This window comes from Mesorhizobium sp. M0037, assembly GCF_040323635.1.
GTDB lineage: Bacteria > Pseudomonadota > Alphaproteobacteria > Rhizobiales > Rhizobiaceae > Mesorhizobium.
In genome coordinates this window covers 46,406-64,462 of record NZ_JAMYVB010000003.1, presented here as the reverse complement: position 1 = coordinate 64,462, position 18,057 = coordinate 46,406, and the positions used below count along the sequence as shown (strand labels likewise).

Genomic DNA, 18,057 nt, shown 5'->3' with positions numbered 1-18,057 from the left:
TCCGGCCCCGGCCCAATGTTCAGGTCAGCGGCGTCCAGCTGCCGTCGGCGTTGCGGCATGCGGTGCCCCGCGCGGTCTGGCCGGCCGTGCCGGTAAACACCGTATGGGTGTACTGGCGGCAATCCTGCGAGCCGACGCGGTAGGGCTGGGCCGCGACGACTTCGCCGGAATGAGCCGAACTGTCGCTCTTCCACGTCACCTTCTGGCCGCTCGCCGTATATTCGAGCGCCTTGTATTCCGCCTCGAGCGCCTTGCGCTTCTCGGTGCTGTTCAGGCCGCTGCCGATCGATCCGCCGACGAGCCCGCCGGCCATGGCCGAGATGATCGTCGTCGCGACTTTGGCCCCTGAAGGAGGCGACGCGGGCGGGTTGGTGATGGAGATATCCGGGCCACTGCCCTTGCCCAGCGTTCCGCAGCCGGAAAGAGCGAGCAGTGCGGAAACGAGCGCAACGCGAATCTTCATGCCAACAACCGGTTTTCTTGAACGGGATGCGCTGGGGGCCGCGTCATCGGGGGCGTCAGGACGTCATACTATTGATATTTGTCGGAAATTTGGCCGTTCTTAACGGCTTTTGCGCAATCGAGGGGCCGCCATAACACAGGCATTCGGCCGTGTCGATTGGCCCTGGGCAGTATATCATTGCAAGCTCCGCAAGCGCACAACCGCCTTCAGCCCGCCCATCGCGGAGCGTTCCAGCGCCAGCGCCCCGCCATACTCGTTGACGAGGTCGGCAACGATGGCAAGTCCGAGCCCGGTTCCCGGCTTTGTCTCGTCGAGGCGCCGGCCGCGTTTCAAGACATCGCGGGCCTTGTCCTCGGGGATGCCGGGACCGTCATCCTCGATCGATAGCTCGAACAGGCCGGCTGCGGCCGGCGTGACGGATACGGCAACAGTGCTCTTCGCCCATTTCATCGCATTGTCGAGAAGGTTGCCGAGCAGTTCCTCCAAATCCTCGCGCTCGCCAGCAAAGACGATGTCGGCCGCCAGCAGCGTAAGCGACAGGCTGACATCAGGCTTGAGTTTTTGCAGCACGCGCACCATGCGCTGCACCAGCGGCGTCACCGGCGTGCGGTAGACGACGCTGTCGCGCTGCGCCGCGACCCGTGCCCGCTGCAGGTAGTGGTCGACCTGTTTCTGCATCGACGCCGCCTGGTCGGCGATGAGCTGGCCCTTGGCGCCGCCTAGAGCCCGGCCCTCATTGATCAGCACGGCGAGCGGCGTCTTCAGCGAATGGGCAAGGTTGCCGACCTGCGTACGCGAGCGCTCGACGATGCGCTTGTTGTTTTCGATCAGCGCATTGGTTTCGTTGGCGAGCGGCTCGATCTCGGCGGGAAACCGGCCATCGAGCCGCTGCGCCGTGCCTTCGCGCACCTGGGCAAGCGCGTTGCGAACCCGGCGCAAGGGCTGGAGGCCGAGCAGGATAGCGATCGCATTGATGGCGATCATGCCGACGCCGAACAGGCTGAGATAGGTCAACAGGCGGCCCTGGAAGGTGGCGATCTCGTGCTCGAGCTCGGTCTGGTTGCCCATCACGCGGAAGCGCGCGGCGCGGTTCTTGGCATCGAGGACGAATTCGCTTTCGAACACTTGCAGTTCCTCGTCACCGATGCCGTCGGTGGAATAGCTGCGCTGGAAACTGGAATTGAAAGGCACCTCGGCAACGGTCGGCGACGGGATCGTCGTGGTCATCGAGGACGAATGAAGGTTGCCGTGCACGCCTTCGGAAGCCGGCTCCACCGACCAGTACCAGCCCGAATTCGGCTCCGAGAAGCGCAGGTCGCCAAGGTCGGGAGCGCCGGTGAGCTGGCCGGTTTCGGAAACGCCGACGGAGCCGATCAAATTGAACAGATGCGCCGACAGCAGGCTGTCGAAGCCGCGCTCGCTGGCCTGGCGGTAGAGCGTGGTGATCAGAGTGAAGATGACGATCAGGGTGAGGATCGCCCAGATCGTGGAAAAGCCGATGACGCGGAAGGCCAGCGAGCGAGGCCAGAGCCGCGCCGAAAAAGGCTTCCTTGCTGGTATGGGGAGCGGTTCCGCCTTACGCCTCCGGCTCACGCATGCGATAGCCCATGCCGCGCACGGTTTCGATCATGTCGATGCCCATCTTCTTGCGCAGCCGGCCGACAAAGACCTCGATGGTGTTGGAATCGCGGTCGAAATCCTGGTCGTAGAGATGCTCGACCAGCTCGGTGCGCGACACCACCTCGCCCATATGGTGCATCAGATACGCCAGCAGGCGGAACTCATGCGAGGTCAGCTTCAGCGGCACGCCGTTGACATCGGCCTTGGAGGCCTTGGTGTCGAGGCGCAGCGGCCCGCAAGTGAGCTCGGACGAGGCATGGCCGGCGGCGCGGCGGATCAGCGCCCTCACCCTGGCCAGCACCTCCTCGATGTGGAACGGCTTGGTGACATAGTCGTCGGCGCCGGCATCGATGCCCGACACCTTGTCGCTCCAGCGGTCGCGCGCTGTCAGGATCAGCACCGGCATCTTGCGGCCGTTGCGGCGCCAGCGCTCGACGACGCTGATGCCGTCCATCTGCGGCAGGCCTATGTCGAGCACGACGGCATCGTAGGGCTCGGTGTCGCCGAGGAAATGCCCCTCCTCGCCGTCATAGGAGCGGTCGACCACATAGCCGGCATCGACCAGCGCGTCGGCCAGCTGCCGGTTGAGATCCTTGTCATCTTCGACGACGAGTACGCGCATGATCGGTCAGGCCTGTTGATGTGTCAGATATAGGCCGATTCCGGTGGTCTGGGAAACGAGCCCTGCAAGGGGGAAGATTGGATCAGTTCGCCGGGACGACGATCTCGGAGCGGCGCGGACGCTGGCCGTCCTTGCCCGGCACAAGCACGACGATGACGCAGACCTCCTGGCCGCCACGCGTCGTCTGCGAAGCCTTGGCCAGCGTGCCGCCATTCTGCTCGGCAACCTGCTGGCCGATCGCGTAGCAATCCGCCGCGGCTGCCGGCGTCGCTTGCGACGCCAACAGGCCGGCCGCTGTGAGCGCCAGTATCGCGGTTCTGACATGAGAGCGAAGCGTTTTCATGGTCGGCGTTGTAACGCAACTGTGCTGAACGTGAAATGAACGGTGAACGGGTGAAAATCCATCCCCGCAATACCCCCTGCGCGCGCAACGAATGAATGCGATCCTACCGCCCAGTCCCTCAGACCGGGCAATGGATTCATAACCGGAAAACCGGCTGCGCGGCTATGGTGTTTGCGCGCAGGTTCTCAATTCGCAGCCAGATTGGGAACAGGTCAAGGCGAGACCATTCTGAAGGGCCGCCCTAAATAGCGCGGGAAACGCCAAATCGTCGGAGTGCGCCATGACGGATAAAGACCTTGCCGACCTTTACCGGGGCTATATCGCTTGCCTGAATGCCCAGGACTGGGCGAAACTTGGAGACTTTGTCGGCGACGAGGTGCAGCACAATGGCGAAATGCTCGGCCTGTCGGGTTATCGCCGTATGCTCGAAGGCGATTTCGAGGCGATTCCCGACCTCCGCTTCAACATCGAACTGCTGGTCTGCCAGCCGCCGCGCGTGGCGGCGCGCCTGCATTTCGACTGTCATCCCAAGGGCGTGCTGTTCGGCCTGCCGGTGAACGGCAAGCGCGTGTCGTTCGCTGAGAATGTTTTCTACGAATTCGGAGAGGGTCGCATCCGCGAGGTGTGGTCAGTCATCGACAAGGCCGAGATCCAGGCGCAGATCTAGGTTGCTTCAATCACTTTGTTCGGTGAGAGCGCGTATCCGCAGCACCCCGTGGTAGAGCGCCAGGTCCTCGTCGTAGCGGGCCTCGGCGAACTCCAGCGACAGGCGGGTCTGGTCGCGCGAGCCGGTGGCGAAAGCGGCGCCGTCAAGGCGCGCCCGGATGCTGTCCATAATCAGACGCGTCTCGGCCTCGCCTTGCGCCTTCGACCAGACATGCAGCGTGATGAGCTGGTCGTCATCATTGTCGGCGCCGGTGTCCAGATCGAATGCGCTGGTCCTGCCATAGGTCACATAAGGGAAGGCGGCACTGTCGGCCGCCTGCTCGCGCAACCCGGCGCCGCCGAGCAGCGCCGTCAGCGAGGCATCGCTCTTCAATCTCATGAACAAGGCTTGCAGCAAATCGCCGGGCGCCGTCATCGTCGTCTCCGTTCGCCTGTCACGCTTTGAACAACCTCAGTTTCGCGCGCAACCTAACCGCGTTGCACGGATTTCGCCAGATGACGATCCGCCTGATGGAAGGCGGCGAATCGGGCGGCATGGCCCTTTCACGGACCGGGTTCTATTTGGCATGCGGGGAGTTTCAAGAAGGGTGTTATGAGGAGCCCTGTTTTCTCCGGCAATTCGAGGTCATTTCATGCGAACGCCACCGCTGCTGCCGGCTTTTGGAAAGCTCTGCGTCAAGCCCCCGGTCGCGATTGCGGCAGCACCCGCCCTGTCGAAGAGCACCGTGGCCCTGCGCATGCGCGAGATACTTTCAATGCATGGCGGCCTGGCCTTGAAGCTGTCGGTGGTGGCCTGGACAATCCTGATCCTGGCGGCGGCATTTTTCATGTCAAAGGCCTGATGCCGATATGACAAACCGCTACGCGTTGCGCATGGACGAGCCCGAGAGCTGGACTATCTTCGACATCTTCACCGGCCAGCCTGTCGAGCTTAAGCAACAGGTAATGGTGGCCATGAATTTGCGCGATGCGGAAGCGATGGCCGACCGCCTGAACAGCCGGGACGTCAAGCGGCGGGCAAAAGCCGACCGCAAGTCCTGACGCACGCTGATCTCAGCCGCTCTGATTGCAAGACGAACGCGCGCTAACCGAAATCCGCGGCTGTGAGCACATATATGCTCTTGCGGGTGCGGGCGTAGGCCTTGCTGGCAATGTCATGGATGGAGCTGGACGCGGTGTCGAAAGCCGCCAGATAGGTGGCTTCCGCGGTCGCCGTCCCTGATGGCGCCTTCGAGAGGGCATCGGCTGCGACAGAGAAGGAAATCTGGAACATGCCGTCGTGGCCGACAAAGCGGATGCGCTTGCCGGCCTCGTCATAGAAGCGACTTGGATTGGGGAATGTCAGGCTCATGACGTGCCCCCCTTCGGCGCGGCGGCGGCTTTCTTGACTGTCGCCCGCTTCTTCTTCGGTGTCGGGTTCAAGGCTTCCGCGACGCGGTCGGCCTCTTCCTTGGCCAGGCGCAATTCCCTGAGCCTTGCTGTCTTGATCTCCCTGGCCCTCGCTTCGGACATGTAGTCGGAGGTTGCCTTGTTGCGCTCGGCCGTCTTCTTCTGCTTGTCCATGAAGCGGGCTTCAGCTTTTTCCATGATGCTCTGATTGCCTTCGGCCATCGCCTAAATCTCCTTCGTGCCTGAAATTGTGAAATCGAACTTACGATATAAATAGTCACTTTTGCCTCGAAATTCAATTTTTTGAAATATCTAGGCGCCTCGCGACGTTTCGAACCCTGCAGACATCATAATACTTTTTAATATTTAATTTTGGCCACGAATAATTTTTGGCACTCCTATCTATCGAGTGCCAACACGCCTATAAGAACGGCGCGGTCGCCTATGCCGGCCCCAGAAAGAAGTTCTCATGAAGTTTCGGCCACTCCACGACCGCGTCGTCATCCGGCGCGCCGAAGGCGATGTCAAATCCAAGGGCGGCATCATCATTCCCGACAATGCCAAGGAAAAGCCGCAGGAAGGCGAAGTCATCGCCGTTGGGCCGGGCGCACGCGACGAAAACGGCGCGCTTGTTCCGCTCGACGTCAAGGCCGGCGACTTCATCCTGTTCGGCAAATGGTCGGGCACCGAGGTCAAGATCGACGGCGAGGACCTGCTGATCATGAAGGAAGCCGACATTATGGGCGTCATCGACAAGAGCGAGACGGCCGCTATCGGCAAGAGCGGGACGGTCGTCACCGAGAAGAGCGTCAAAGCCAAGAAGGCTGCCTGACCGGCCTGGCTTTGCCAGGCTCCGGCGAGCCGCTTGCTTCACCACACCAACGGGATTGAAAAAAATGTCTGCCAAGGAAATCAAATTCGCCACCGACGCGCGCGACCGCATGCTGCGCGGCGTCGAGATCCTCACCAATGCGGTGAAGGTCACGCTCGGCCCCAAGGGCCGCAACGTCATCATCGACAAGGCCTATGGCGCGCCGCGCATCACCAAGGACGGTGTGACGGTGGCCAAGGAAATCGAGCTTGCTGACAAGTTCGAGAACATGGGCGCGCAGATGGTGCGCGAAGTGGCTTCGAAGACCAACGACCTCGCCGGTGACGGCACCACCACCGCCACGGTGCTGGCCGCATCGATCCTGCGCGAAGGCGCCAAGCTGGTTGCCGCGGGCATGAACCCGATGGACCTCAAGCGTGGCATCGACCAGGCTGTCGCCGCCGTGGTCAAGGACATCAAGGCGAAGGCCAAGAAGGTCAAGTCGTCGGCCGAGATCGCGCAGGTCGGCACCATCGCCGCCAATGGCGATGCCAGCGTCGGCGCCATGATCGCCAAGGCGATGGACAAGGTCGGCAATGACGGCGTCATCACCGTCGAGGAGGCCAAGACCGCCGACACCGAACTCGACGTCGTCGAAGGCATGCAGTTCGACCGCGGCTATCTCTCACCCTATTTCGTCACCAATGCCGACAAGATGCGCGTCGAACTGGAAGAGCCTTACGTGCTCATCCACGAGAAGAAGCTCGGCAATCTGCAGGCGATGCTGCCGATCCTCGAAGCAGTGGTGCAGAGCGGCAGGCCGTTGCTGATCATCTCGGAAGACGTCGAAGGCGAAGCACTGGCGACGCTGGTCGTCAACAAGCTGCGCGGCGGCCTCAAGGTCGCGGCCGTCAAGGCGCCGGGCTTCGGCGATCGCCGCAAGGCGATGCTGGAAGACATCGCCGTGCTGACATCGGGCCAGATGATTTCCGAGGATCTCGGCATCAAGCTCGAAAACGTCACCATCGAGATGCTTGGCCGCGCCAAGCGCGTACTGATCGAGAAGGACACCACCACGATCATCGACGGCGCCGGCACCAAGGCGACCATCCAGGCGCGCATCGCGCAGATCAAGGGCCAGATCGAGGAGACCACGTCCGATTACGATAAGGAGAAGCTGCAGGAACGGCTGGCCAAGCTCGCCGGCGGCGTCGCCGTGATCCGCGTCGGCGGCGTCACCGAGTCTGAAGTGAAGGAAAAGAAGGACCGCATCGACGACGCGCTGAATGCGACGCGCGCGGCGGTGGAAGAAGGCATCGTGCCCGGCGGTGGCGTGGCGCTTCTACGCGCCAGATCGGCGCTGGCCGGGCTGACTGGCGCCAATGACGATGTGACGGCAGGCATTTCGATCGTGCTCAGGGCACTCGAAGCGCCGATCCGCCAGATCGCCGAGAATTCCGGTGTCGAAGGCTCGATCGTCGTCGGCAGGCTGTCCGACAGCAAGGACCACAATCAGGGCTTTGATGCCCAGAACGAGGTCTATGTCGACATGATCAAGGCGGGCATCGTCGATCCGGCGAAAGTGGTGCGCACCGCACTGCAGGATGCCGGCTCGATTGCAGCGCTTCTGATCACCGCCGAAGCGATGATCACCGACGTTCCGGCCAAGGATGCGGCGCCTGCGGGCGGCGGTGGCGGCATGGGCGGCTACTGACCATCGCCCGAAAATTGCCCGCCTGGGAATCTGGGCGGGCATAAATCAGAACAGGCTGCCGGGGACATTTCCCCGGCGAGCCAGGAATTTCCGTCAGTCAGTCAAGACCAGTCAGCAACGACAGGGAGATCGACAGATGATCACATTTGCCCCGAAGCCAAACGCTGTATCCGCGACCAAGCCGGCGGAGGAGAGCCGCTTCGATCGCATCCGCCGGATTGCCGCCGACAAGCACAGGCAGGCCGATGCCGGGCCGATTCGCCGCGAGCCGTCGAAGACCGGCGACAAGCGGCCGATGTGACGGCTGCCAACCTCACGACATCGGCAACGCTCCGCCCTCTTCGGTGCGGCGGGCAATGAACTCGTCGAGCACATCGGATGTGGCAACGGCCGACGCCGGCGGCTGGAAGTCGGCCAGCGTCCGCTTCCAGATGCCGGTGGCGCGCTCGGTGGCCGACTTCGAACCGGACTGCGTCCAGCTGCCGAAATTCGACCAGTCGGCGACCAGCGGCTCGTAGAAGGCGGTGCGGTAGCGCGTCATGGTGTGGCCGGCGGAGAAGAAATGCCCGCCCGGCTGGACTTCGGCGATCGCCTCGAAGCCGATCGAATCCTTGTCGCCGGGGGTCGTAGCACAGAGTTCGGCAACCGTCTGCAATGCCTCGATATCGGTGATCAGCTTCTCGTAGGAGACGCTGAGGCCACCCTCCAGCCAGCCCGCGGCATGGATGCAGACGGTGGCGCCGGCAAGCACCGAGCCCCACAGCGCGAACTGCGTCTCGTGCGCCGCCTGCACATCGGAAATGTTGGCCGCACTGCCGCCGCCGGACCGCCAAGGCAGGCCGGTGAAGCGCGCCAGCTGGCCGGCGCCCAGCGTCGCCTTGACGTGCTCGGGCGTGCCGAAGGCCGGTGCGCCGGACTTCATGTCGACATTGGAGGAGAAGGATCCGTAGACCACCGGTGCGCCCGGCCGCACCATCTGCGCCAGCGCGAGACCAGCCAGCGCCTCGGCATGCTGCAGCGTCAATGCGCCGGCGACGGTGATCGGCGCCATGGCGCCGGCCAGGCAGAAGGGCGTGATGACAGAGACCTGGCCGGCCCTGGCGAAGTCGATGATGCCTTGCGCCATCGGGATATCGAGCTGGCGCGGCGAATTGGTGTTGATCACGGTGTAGCAATGGACGCCGGCCAGGAACTCGTCCTGCGAGAGCCCGCGCGCCAGCCTGATCATCTCGAACCCATCCTCGACCTGCGGCGTGCCGCGGGCGAAGACGAAGGGGAACTTGTCCGACAGGGTCAGCTGCGCACGGTTGACGGCATAGTGGCGCAAATGGTTGTCGACATCCTGCGGCTCGATCCAGGGGCCGAGCATATGCAGCACGTCGAAATTCTGAACAAGCTTGGTCAGTTCTTCGAAAGCGGCGAGCGTGCCCGGACGCCGTCCGCGTTCGAGATCGGTGACGTTGGGCGCCCCGGCTCCGGCGAGGAACGTCATCGAGCCGAGTTCGAGCGTGAGGTCGCGGCTGCGATTGCCGGCCAGCGCCCGGATGGATTTTGGCGCCGAGGCCAGTGCGGCGGTGACGATATCGCGGCCGATGCGCACCATCTGGCTGTCCTCGTCGACCATCGCGCCGGAGCGGGCGAAGATGGTGCGCGCCTCCGGCAGCAGCACCTTGATGCCGAGCTCTTCCAGCACGCGCAACGCCGTGTCGTGGATGGCCGCGACCCGGTCGTCCGAAAACACCGGCTGCGGCAGGAACGGGTTCTTGAGCGAGCGATAGTTCGGGTGGCGGCTTGACCCGCTGCCGGCCTCACCGGTGTGCCCGCGCCGGCGCTCGCGCCTGGTCTCCCTTATAATGTCATCGACCATGGCCAAAACTCCTCATTGCCGCATCGCCTGCCCTCGGGGTCGTATGGCGAGGCCGGAATAATTCGCGCCGGCCGCTCGACGCCGACAATGTGCACCCAAAGCGCGGTCCCCTCCCCGGCGAATTCGTCGCCAAGCAACGTCAGCGCGACGCTTTTGCCTATTGTGTAGCCATAGCCGGCTGAGGCGACGAAGCCGACGCGCCGGCCCTTGTGCCAGACTGGCTCGAAGCCACTGGCGTCGGCATCGACGGCGTCGACCTCCAGCGTCACGATCCGGGCGGCGCTCAACAAACCGTGCGGTGTGGCCTGGCTGCCCTTGTGAGCCGGGCTGAAATGGAAGAATAGTCTTCGCCGGGTATGCCCGCCCTGAAATTGCCCGCTTGCGGTTCTCAGGTGGGTGGGGTGAGTTTCGGGAATGGCCAGTCCTTTAGAACGACGTCCAAGACGAAGAGGTCCGATCGCCGCCGCACTGCTGGCGGTGGACGCGTGGATCGATTCCTCGCTCTACGAAATCGGCTTCAAGGCCGGCCAGTTCTGGGAATCGGCGACCATTTTTTCGCGGCGCTTCCGAGTCACCGGCTGGCGACGCGGCATCATCGAGGTGCTGAGCGAAGGTTTTACGATGGGCGCCGGCGGCGTCGTCGTGCTGCTCGCACTCGCGATGCCGGCCTTCCAGATCACCACCGGCGACTGGCGCAGTCAGGGCGATTTCGCCGTCACCTTCCTCGACCGCTACGGCAACGAGATTGGCCAGCGCGGCATCATCCAGCGCGATTCCGTGCCTGTCGACGAGATGCCGGACCATGTCATCAAAGCAGTGCTGGCGACCGAGGACCGGCGCTTCTTCGAGCACTACGGCATCGACGTGCTCGGCCTGTCGCGCGCCATCTTCGAGAATGTGCGGGCCAATTCCGTCGTCCAGGGCGGCTCCAGCATCACCCAGCAGCTGGCCAAGAACCTGTTCCTGTCGAATGAGCGGACCTTCCAGCGCAAGATCAAGGAAGCCTTCCTGTCGCTGTGGCTGGAGGCCAATCTGTCGAAGAAGGAGATCCTGCAGCTTTATCTCGACCGCGCCTATATGGGCGGCGGCACGTTCGGCATCGAGGCGGCGGCGGATTTCTATTTCGGCAAGAGCGTCAAGGATCTGAACCTCGCCGAGGCGGCGATGCTGGCCGGCCTGTTCAAGGCGCCGACCAAATACGCCCCGCACATCAACCTGCCCGCCGCCCGTGCTCGCGCCAATGTGGTGCTGTCGAACCTCGTCGATTCCGGTTTCATGACCGAAGGCCAGGTGCTGCAGGCAAGGCTGCATCCAGCCGAGATCGTCGACCGCGGCGAGCAGAAGAGCCCGGATTATTACCTCGACTGGGCCTTCGATGAGGTCAAGAAAATCGCCAAGCCCGGCCAGCATTCGCTGGTCGCCCACACCACTTTCGACGCCAACATCCAGAAAGCGGCGGAGGAATCCGTCGAATTCCATCTCCGCCAGTTCGGCAAGGAATACAACGTCACCGAGGGCGCCGTTGTAGTGATCGAGACCAATGGCGCGGTACGCGCCATTGTCGGCGGCCGCGACTATGGCGCAAGCCAGTTCAACCGCGCCACCAAGGCGCTGCGCCAGACCGGCTCCTCGTTCAAACCTTACGTCTACGCCACCGCCATGGAGCACGGGTTCACCCCGGACTCCGTCGTCTCAGGCGGGCCGATCAGCTGGGGCGGCTGGTCACCGCACAACTACAATGGCGGCTCGGCCGGCAATGTGACGCTGATCACGGCGATCGCCAAATCGATCAACACCGTGCCGGTACGGCTGGCCAAGGACTATCTCGGCATCGGCCCGATCAAGGCGATGGCCGAATCATTCGGCGTGGAATCGCCGCTGGAGTCGCACAAGACCATGGTGCTCGGCACATCGGGCATGACGGTCATGGACCAGGCGACGGGCTACAGTGTGTTCGCGCAGAACGGCTTCGCCGGCTCGCGGCACGGCATCACGCAACTCGTCACCCGCACCGGCGACGTCGTCTACGACTTTGCCAAGGATGCGCCGGCGCCGCATCGGGTTTTGTCGGAACAGGCTTTGAAATACATGAACACCATGCTGGCTGCGGTGCCGGCGATCGGCACGGCGCGGCGCGCGCAGCTGCCCAACATCGTCGTCGCCGGCAAGACGGGGACGACGCAATCCTACCGCGACGCCTGGTTCGTCGGCTTCACCGGCAATTACACCGCTGCCGTCTGGCTCGGCAATGACGACTTCACCCCGACCCGCAACATGACCGGAGGCACGCTGCCGGCGATGGTGTGGCAGCGGCTGATGGTCTACGCGCACCAGAATATCGACCTGAAGCCGATCCCCGGCCTCGACAAGCCCTTCGTCGACGAAGAGATCGCGGCCAAAGCCGAGGAAGCGGAGAAGAAAAACGCCGATCAGGCAGCCGCCGATGCCGCGGCCGAGCGCCCGGCGGTGTTGTCCAGCCGCACGACACAGACGCTGCGCGAGATGACCAAGGTGTTCCAGGCCGCGCCCGTGCTCGGCTCGCCGCAGACACCGGAGACCCTGTCGGCGCTTTGATTCCACAGCGCTGCTTGCTCTGCGGCCTGCCCCGCTATATCCCCGAACGATAATTCACTCGTCCCGGTTCTTCATGCTCAAGACCGCCTTTTTCACGCTGCTTTCGCTTGCCATAGCCATCGGCCTCGGCGGCGGCAGCGTCTGGTATGCGCTGCAGGCGCAGAGCGGCGTCGGCGCGATCAGCATCGGCGAATGGACCGCCTTTCCCGAGATCGGCACGCAAGATGCCGACCCCTATTCGAAGGCGCGCGTGGCGCGCGAGGGCGTGCTGGCGCTCGGCAAGGCGGAAGGCTTGTCCTTCATCGCCGAACGCGATGCGGCCGGCGATGAGCTTCAGCGGCAATGCGACTACAGGATCGAAGGCAGTTTCCCGACCGCCCGGTTCTGGACGCTCTATGCCGCGGATCAATCGCTCGGCGTGGTCGACACCGGCAAGCCGAGGCTGGCGGCGCTGCAATCCTACCAGGTGCTGCGTCAGCCCGACAATTCGGTGATCATCGCCGTCGGCAACCGTCCGGCCCCCGGCAACTGGCTTCTGACCGAAGGTTTTGGCCGGATGTATTTCGTGCTCACCTTCTACGACACGCCGATTGCCTCAAGCACCGGCCTTTCCGACGTGTCGCTGCCCCGGATCGTCAAGGCTGGCTGCAATGCGTAGGTTGCTGCACGCCATCCTGCTCGGCCTGCTCGGCGCCGGCATCGTTCACATCGTGGTGCTTTTGCTGGTGCCGGAATTTACCGAGCGCGATGCCTGGTCACGGCTGGCGATGGCGTCCGACCTCTACAAGATGACCAGGCTGGATGCCGAGGCGGGCGGCGCGCCGGTGGTGAAGTCGGTGGATCCGCTGTTTTACGCCGCCGCCTGCCGCTTCGACCTTGCCGAAGGCGTGGTGCGGATCAAGGCGCCGGGCAGCGTGCCGTTCTGGTCGGTGTCGGTCTATGACCGCAACGGCCACAATTTCTATTCATTCAATGACCGCACGGCGACCGGCAGCAAGCTGGACACCGTGGTGCTGACGCCGGCACAGATGATCGACGTGCGCAGGGAGCTTCCCGAAGACCTGCAAGGGGCGATCTTCGTCGAGGCGCCGATCGAGGAAGGCATCTTCGTCATCCGCGCCTTCGTGCCTGACGACAGCTGGAAGCCGGTTGTGTCGCAGTTCCTGGACCAGAGCTCCTGCGAACTGCAGGACTACTGACCTCACCCCGACGACCAGCAAATTCAGTGGTGCGGAACAGGCGTCCGTGGTGTGCCCGGCTGGTCCGCCGGTCGCGCCTGGCCCGCCAATGGCGGATGCTCGTAGCGGACGCCGGGAAAAATGATCACCGCCGCCGGCGTACCGGTGTCCTGAACTGCTCGATTGACTGGTGCCGATCGCGGCACGAAAGACAGTACCATGCCCATGGTTCGCGTATTCCTCTCGGTTGCCCCGGAGCACAACGCAACGCCTCCAAATGCGATTAAGGCCGGCAGAGGGTTAACGGAGCGCTAACGGATCGCGGCTAATTTGATGTTTGTTCCAGGCCTTGCGCGAAACCGACACAGTTGCGGTTGAGCATGGCCCGGGTTGTGTCGAGTGTCGGGCGTATCTTCCGTGTCAGCTTCGGATTTCAGGCAAATCGCCATACGGACGGAATCGGGAAAAGCCGAAAGGCTGTTTCGCGCCGCCGTGTCGGCGTTCTGCTCGCTGACCCGCCCGTCGCGCCGCGAGATCGCCCAGCTCGAGGATCTGACGCTGCCGCTGTTCGACAGCGTGCCGGTCGAATCGCGCCGCTATGTCGCCGCCGCCCTGTCCGAATGCGAATATGCGCCGGCCGCCCTGGTGCGGCGGCTTTGCGAGGAGCCGGTCGATGTCTGCGCCCCCTTGCTCGTCCGTTCGCGGGCGCTGGGCGACATCGACCTGATCGCGTTGATCGGCCGCCACGGCCTGCCGCATGCGCGCGCCATTGCCCGCCGCAAGGATTTGAACCCGACCATCGCGCAGTTGATCAAGGCGCTGGAAAAGCCGACCCTGGTGCGCGTGCGGCAGCCCGAGCCGATCGCCGACGTGGCGGGCGCCGACGCCGAAGCCGCTGCCGCCGCTCCCAGCGCACCAAAACTGCCCGGCAGCGCCGCCGAAACCGCCAGGCGCCGCCTGCGCTCGATGATGCTCGCCGAGGGCGAGGCGACATCGGTCAATCCCTTCGCCGGCTCAGCAACTTACAGCAAGCTGCGCGAGACGGCGCTGACCGGCAACGCCGCCTTCTTCCAGACCGCGCTTGCCGACGCGCTCGATATCGACTTCTCGACGGCGCGGTCGCTGACCGAGCATTCGAGCTATGTCTCGCTGCTCGCCGCGCTGCGGGCGCTCGACCTCAGTGAGGACAGGGCATTCCTGATCATGGTCGCGGTTTACCCCCGGGAGTTTCCGCACCCGCAGGCGATCCGCATCTTCCTCGACCGCTACCGGCTGCTGCACCACGAGGCGGCGCTCGACAAGGTGCGCGGCTGGAAGGCCGAAACATTGTCGCGAGCGGTGCGCGGCAACACCCCTGTCGCCGCGAATGGCGACCAAGCGCCGGACGTCGACAAAGCCAGCCTAGGGGCCAGCCTCAAGGCGTCTTGACGGAGAGAAGCTCCTCGACGGAAACCGTTCCGGCCTCGATCTCGACCACCCAGATGTCGGGATCGAATTTTTTCTCCCGCTCAAGCCTGGCGTCAAGCGCGGCGGCATCGTCGCCGGCGCCGAGCAGCGTGAAAAAGCGATCATCCGGTTTGTCCGAATCGTAGCTCGTCTGCGGCGCCGGGCCGAACAGGGAGACGTCGCCCAGCCTGCCGCGGGAGAGCACGAAGACAGCGCCGGCCTCGGTCGCGCCGCGCTTGACGACGGCCGCAAAGCCGCCGGCGCCGAAAACACGGCGCAGCAGGGCCGACACCCAAAACTCGGTGGTTACGCGCATGACGAGGCTCCGGAGGACATGCGCGGCGTCTTAGCCGGATTTTCGTCTATCCGCGAGCGGTCGTCTTGACCACTCAATTGGTCAGGCCGATCTCGCGCATCTTGACGTAGACGACCTCGTCGGGCTCGCCCGTTTCCGGCAGGCCGAACAGCGACTGGAATTCCTTGATCGCCGCCTTGGTGCGGGCGCCGACGACGCCGTCGAGCTGCATGTCGTCATTGCCGAATGCCTTCAGGCCGGCCTGGATCTTGACGATGCGGGCATCGGGCGCCTGGGCGGATACCGGCGCGGAAACCGGGATGGGCGCAGGCGCGGCCTCGGGCGCGGCAACTCGAGCGGCGGCCATATCCACGGGCCTCGGCACAGGATGCGGGATGCCAGCTGTTGTCTGCTTGGCGCCGAGCTGGTCGAGCAGGACGGCGTCGATCTCACCGGAGGCCGGCAGGCCAACTTTCTGCTGGTATGCCTGGATCGCCTTTTGGGTATTCGGCCCGGAAATGCCGTCGACCGTTCCCGTGTAGAAATCGAGATCCTTCAGGATGCCCTGGACCTGCTCGACGGTCGGATCGCTTTTGACCGGAGCCGGGCCGGGCCGCAGGATGTTGATGGTGGTTTCGGGTTCGTCCGCGCCGGGGTGCGGAAAACCCTCGATGCTGCGGGTGGCGAAGAAGGCGCCGGCATGCGGAAACGGCTGGTACCACAGCGCGTTGGCGGAAACGTAGAACAGCGTCACCAGGAAGGCGGTCGAGCCGCCGACCAGGACCGGATTGCGCGAGATCGCGCCGCCCAGCGCAATCGCGCCGGCCTCGAACGCGCCGCTGCGGCGCTTGACCGACTTAGGCTGTTTTGCGGAGCGAGCCATTCCTGTCCCCTTTCGCGTCGCCTTTCGTCCTGGTCGCGGGCATCGGCAGCACGCCGTTCCTCTCGGTCGCGCTCCTCTTCGGCCCGTTCACCGGCAGGCTGATCGTGACCGTCGTCCCCTCGCCCGGCATGCTTTCGATCGACATCGTGCCGTCGTGCAGCGCCACCAGGCCCTTGACCAGCGACAGGCCGAGCCCGGTGCCCTCGAAGCGGCGCGTATAGTCGTTCTGGATCTGCATGAACGGCTTGCCGAGATTGACAAAATCTTCCTCGGCGATGCCGATGCCGGTGTCCCTGACCCAGAAATGCAGCCGCGAGCCGATCCGCTTGGCGCCGACGACGACATTGCCGCCATCGGGCGTGAACTTGACAGCGTTGGAGACGAGGTTGATCAGGATCTGCTGCACGGCACGACGGTCGGCATTGATCTCCCCGGCGTCCGGCGCAATCTGCGCCTGGAGACCGATGTTCTTGGCATTCGCCTGCAGCTGCATCATCGACTGGCACATCTCGACCGCTTCGATGAAGCGGAACGGTTCGGGCTCGGTCGCGTAGGCGCCGGCCTCGATCCTCGAGACATCAAGGATTGAGGTGACGACGGCAAGCAGATGCTGGCCCGACTCTTTCACCAGGCCGACATACTCCTTCTGGCGCGGGTCCTTGAAGCCGCCGAACATCTCATGCAGCAGCATGTCGGAAAAACCGATGATGGCGTTGAGCGGCGTCCGAAGCTCGTGGCTGACGACCGCCAGGAAGCGGCCCTTCGCCACCTCGGCCGACGCTGCGGCCTCATTGGCGGCAGCAAGCTCGTCGCGCAATCGGGCAGTCTCGTCGTTCTCGCGCAGCAGCAGGGTGAAGGTCTCCTGCTGCCCTCCGGCCCGCACCAGTTCGAGCTGGAATGGCCGGTAATTGTCGGCCGTCGAGGCGCTGCCGTCCTGCGGCAGCCTTACCCGAAGATCGAGCCGGCGCGCCAGGGCGCCATCGCGCATGTCGGCAAGCGCGCTGAGATAAGCGACGCGATCGGACAGGTGGATGCGGTCGAACAGCCCGGCGCCGAAAAGCAGTTCCGGCGGCAGCTTCAGGATGGTGCGCGCCTTGGCCGAGGCATCCAGGACCTCGCCATGCCGGGCGACATGCAGGACAACGGCGTCGATCATGTCTTCAATGCGGTCGTTTGGAAGCAGCGCGGGCTGCGCGCGTGCGGCATCGCCTAGGGCTGCGAGCCGGGGAACCAGCGTCAGGCCCCAGGCGAGCGGCAGCAGCCAGTGCCACGCCGCGACTTGCGCCCCGCCGAGCGGGACGACAGAGGCGACAAAGGGCTGCAGCAGCATTGCGGCCAAGGCCGAGAGGCCGCCCCAAAGTGCCGCGCGCTTTGAACCGCCGATCCACCAGGCCTCGAATGGCAGTGCCAGAGACAGCAGCGCAACCGGCGACGCCAGGCCGCCTGCTGCCGCGACGGCGCCGGCAAGGGCAAGACCGCCGGCGGCAAGGGCAACCTGGGCTGCCAGCGTCATCTTGCCTGACGCCGCCACCAGCAAGGCGGCGAACCAGCAAAGACCGAAGGCGGCGAAAATGGCTGCGACGGTGACGGCGGCGCCCATGCCCGAGGTGACCAGTGTCACCGCCGCACCGGCGGCGAAGAACGGAGCGGCAAGCATGATGCCGATGAACCGGCGCTGGCGCAGGCGATCGCCCTGGCCGATGATGGCCGGATGGACCATGCGTTCGCAACCAGCCGCCAGCGCGCCAGGCAGTTCAATATATCTGGCAGTTGTCAAACTCAACGCACTCGCACCCGGTCGTGACTGCCCCTGCTTTGCAGGTCGCTTTTGCTTGTTTGAAACTCGCATCCAGCGTTTAAGGAATGAATAAGGCTGACCCGAACAACGAGCGCGCTGCGGCAAAAATTGGAGCGCCGGCACCGGAATGCACCGCCATTTGTGGCCATAGTAAACGGAGCGTTATGTGCAAAGGGCGTGCCCGTGGCTGCGAAACCCTGAGCCGGCATGCCTGCTCTTCTGAAGATATCCATGCGCAACAATCGCTTAGATGGTTACTGCAAGGTTAAGAAAATCGCCGGCATTTGAGGCTAATGCACTGCAAAACGCCTCGCTTCGAATTTGCCTAAAATTTGAGGAAAATTTTCGCTGAGCAGGAAAGCCGTCCTTTGCGCCTCATGTGCCATTG

Annotated in this window: 22 protein-coding genes; 10 read left to right on the top strand and 12 right to left on the bottom strand. The window is 64.0% G+C overall.

Annotation, left to right across the window (positions count from 1 at the left end):
• Positions 1 to 19: 19 nt before the first annotated feature.
• The 4 genes from NKJ78_RS07235 to NKJ78_RS07220 all read right to left on the bottom strand — a co-directional run bounded on the left by NKJ78_RS07235 (position 20) and on the right by NKJ78_RS07220 (position 3,048).
• Positions 20 to 463 carry an RT0821/Lpp0805 family surface protein gene (locus NKJ78_RS07235; protein WP_023687241.1) on the bottom strand — a complete coding sequence of 148 codons (444 nt, stop codon included), beginning with the start codon at positions 461 to 463 and terminating at the stop codon, positions 20 to 22.
• A 174-nt stretch (positions 464 to 637) separates the two neighbouring features.
• Positions 638 to 2,056 (bottom strand): ATP-binding protein, encoded by a 1,419-nt coding sequence (locus tag NKJ78_RS07230; RefSeq protein ID WP_352459668.1) that lies wholly within the window; start codon positions 2,054 to 2,056, stop codon positions 638 to 640.
• Positions 2,040 to 2,705 carry a response regulator transcription factor gene (locus NKJ78_RS07225; RefSeq protein ID WP_023670175.1) on the bottom strand — a complete coding sequence of 222 codons (666 nt, stop codon included), beginning with the start codon at positions 2,703 to 2,705 and terminating at the stop codon, positions 2,040 to 2,042. Before NKJ78_RS07225 ends, NKJ78_RS07230 begins: the two co-directional genes overlap by 17 nt.
• 82 nt (positions 2,706 to 2,787) lie before the next feature.
• Complete coding sequence (locus tag NKJ78_RS07220; RefSeq protein WP_023670174.1) at positions 2,788 to 3,048, bottom strand: hypothetical protein; 261 nt, start codon at positions 3,046 to 3,048, stop codon at positions 2,788 to 2,790.
• A 280-nt stretch (positions 3,049 to 3,328) separates the two neighbouring features.
• Between NKJ78_RS07220 and NKJ78_RS07215 the strand changes: the two genes are divergently transcribed.
• Positions 3,329 to 3,715: an ester cyclase gene (locus NKJ78_RS07215; protein WP_023684533.1), complete on the top strand. Its 387-nt coding sequence runs from the start codon at positions 3,329 to 3,331 to the stop codon at positions 3,713 to 3,715.
• Between the two features lie 6 nt (positions 3,716 to 3,721).
• On the opposite strand, the gene NKJ78_RS07210 is transcribed toward NKJ78_RS07215, so the two are convergent.
• Positions 3,722 to 4,129 carry a DUF3168 domain-containing protein gene (locus NKJ78_RS07210; RefSeq protein WP_023670173.1) on the bottom strand — a complete coding sequence of 136 codons (408 nt, stop codon included), beginning with the start codon at positions 4,127 to 4,129 and terminating at the stop codon, positions 3,722 to 3,724.
• Between the two features lie 217 nt (positions 4,130 to 4,346).
• On the opposite strand from NKJ78_RS07210, the gene NKJ78_RS07205 reads away from it, so the two are divergent.
• The gene (locus NKJ78_RS07205) at positions 4,347 to 4,556 is read left to right on the top strand and encodes a hypothetical protein (RefSeq protein ID WP_023684534.1); all 210 of its coding nucleotides are present in this window, start codon (positions 4,347 to 4,349) and stop codon (positions 4,554 to 4,556) included.
• A gap of 7 nt (positions 4,557 to 4,563) precedes the next feature.
• Positions 4,564 to 4,755 carry a hypothetical protein gene (locus NKJ78_RS07200; protein ID WP_023684535.1) on the top strand — a complete coding sequence of 64 codons (192 nt, stop codon included), beginning with the start codon at positions 4,564 to 4,566 and terminating at the stop codon, positions 4,753 to 4,755.
• A gap of 43 nt (positions 4,756 to 4,798) precedes the next feature.
• Here NKJ78_RS07200 and NKJ78_RS07195 read toward each other — a convergent pair whose 3' ends face one another.
• Both NKJ78_RS07195 and NKJ78_RS07190 read right to left on the bottom strand, forming a co-directional pair.
• Positions 4,799 to 5,065: a DUF1488 family protein gene (locus NKJ78_RS07195; RefSeq protein WP_023670170.1), complete on the bottom strand. Its 267-nt coding sequence runs from the start codon at positions 5,063 to 5,065 to the stop codon at positions 4,799 to 4,801.
• Positions 5,062 to 5,325 (bottom strand): hypothetical protein, encoded by a 264-nt coding sequence (locus tag NKJ78_RS07190; RefSeq protein ID WP_023670169.1) that lies wholly within the window; start codon positions 5,323 to 5,325, stop codon positions 5,062 to 5,064. Before NKJ78_RS07190 ends, NKJ78_RS07195 begins: the two co-directional genes overlap by 4 nt.
• Positions 5,326 to 5,572: 247 nt before the next feature.
• Between NKJ78_RS07190 and NKJ78_RS07185 the strand changes: the two genes are divergently transcribed.
• The 3 genes from NKJ78_RS07185 (at position 5,573) to NKJ78_RS07175 (ending at position 7,929) form a co-directional block, all read left to right on the top strand.
• Positions 5,573 to 5,935 (top strand): co-chaperone GroES, encoded by a 363-nt coding sequence (locus tag NKJ78_RS07185; protein ID WP_023698577.1) that lies wholly within the window; start codon positions 5,573 to 5,575, stop codon positions 5,933 to 5,935.
• Positions 5,936 to 5,999: 64 nt separating this feature from the next.
• Positions 6,000 to 7,628 (top strand): chaperonin GroEL, encoded by a 1,629-nt coding sequence (groL, locus tag NKJ78_RS07180; protein ID WP_023684537.1) that lies wholly within the window; start codon positions 6,000 to 6,002, stop codon positions 7,626 to 7,628.
• 136 nt (positions 7,629 to 7,764) lie between these two features.
• Positions 7,765 to 7,929 carry a hypothetical protein gene (locus NKJ78_RS07175; protein ID WP_023705441.1) on the top strand — a complete coding sequence of 55 codons (165 nt, stop codon included), beginning with the start codon at positions 7,765 to 7,767 and terminating at the stop codon, positions 7,927 to 7,929.
• A 12-nt stretch (positions 7,930 to 7,941) separates the two neighbouring features.
• Here NKJ78_RS07175 and NKJ78_RS07170 read toward each other — a convergent pair whose 3' ends face one another.
• Positions 7,942 to 9,495, bottom strand: coding sequence for a trimethylamine methyltransferase family protein (locus NKJ78_RS07170; RefSeq protein WP_352459669.1), 1,554 nt, complete (start codon positions 9,493 to 9,495; stop codon positions 7,942 to 7,944).
• Positions 9,477 to 9,782, bottom strand: a complete 306-nt coding sequence (locus tag NKJ78_RS07165; protein ID WP_023727644.1) for a glycine cleavage T C-terminal barrel domain-containing protein — start codon at positions 9,780 to 9,782, stop codon at positions 9,477 to 9,479. Before NKJ78_RS07165 ends, NKJ78_RS07170 begins: the two co-directional genes overlap by 19 nt.
• Positions 9,783 to 9,909: 127 nt before the next feature.
• Here NKJ78_RS07165 and NKJ78_RS07160 point away from each other — a divergent pair, with 127 nt between their 5' ends.
• From NKJ78_RS07160 to NKJ78_RS07145, 4 genes are all read left to right on the top strand, one after another.
• Positions 9,910 to 12,069: a transglycosylase domain-containing protein gene (locus tag NKJ78_RS07160; protein ID WP_023684539.1), complete on the top strand. Its 2,160-nt coding sequence runs from the start codon at positions 9,910 to 9,912 to the stop codon at positions 12,067 to 12,069.
• 73 nt (positions 12,070 to 12,142) lie between these two features.
• Positions 12,143 to 12,727, top strand: coding sequence for a DUF1214 domain-containing protein (locus tag NKJ78_RS07155; RefSeq protein ID WP_023738546.1), 585 nt, complete (start codon positions 12,143 to 12,145; stop codon positions 12,725 to 12,727).
• Complete coding sequence (locus tag NKJ78_RS07150; RefSeq protein WP_023687234.1) at positions 12,720 to 13,268, top strand: DUF1254 domain-containing protein; 549 nt, start codon at positions 12,720 to 12,722, stop codon at positions 13,266 to 13,268. The genes NKJ78_RS07155 and NKJ78_RS07150 overlap by 8 nt, the downstream gene beginning before the upstream one ends.
• Positions 13,269 to 13,664: 396 nt before the next feature.
• Positions 13,665 to 14,675 carry a DUF2336 domain-containing protein gene (locus NKJ78_RS07145; RefSeq protein WP_023749364.1) on the top strand — a complete coding sequence of 337 codons (1,011 nt, stop codon included), beginning with the start codon at positions 13,665 to 13,667 and terminating at the stop codon, positions 14,673 to 14,675.
• On the opposite strand, the gene NKJ78_RS07140 is transcribed toward NKJ78_RS07145, so the two are convergent.
• From NKJ78_RS07140 to NKJ78_RS07130, 3 genes are all read right to left on the bottom strand, one after another.
• Positions 14,662 to 15,009: a DUF1491 family protein gene (locus tag NKJ78_RS07140; protein WP_023698568.1), complete on the bottom strand. Its 348-nt coding sequence runs from the start codon at positions 15,007 to 15,009 to the stop codon at positions 14,662 to 14,664. The genes NKJ78_RS07145 and NKJ78_RS07140 overlap by 14 nt on opposite strands.
• A gap of 73 nt (positions 15,010 to 15,082) precedes the next feature.
• A complete protein-coding gene (locus NKJ78_RS07135) occupies positions 15,083 to 15,871 on the bottom strand; it encodes a peptidoglycan-binding domain-containing protein (protein WP_352562405.1) in 789 nt (262 codons plus the stop codon).
• Positions 15,846 to 17,591 (bottom strand): ATP-binding protein, encoded by a 1,746-nt coding sequence (locus NKJ78_RS07130; protein WP_352459670.1) that lies wholly within the window; start codon positions 17,589 to 17,591, stop codon positions 15,846 to 15,848. The genes NKJ78_RS07135 and NKJ78_RS07130 overlap by 26 nt, the downstream gene beginning before the upstream one ends.
• Positions 17,592 to 18,057: the final 466 nt, after the last annotated feature.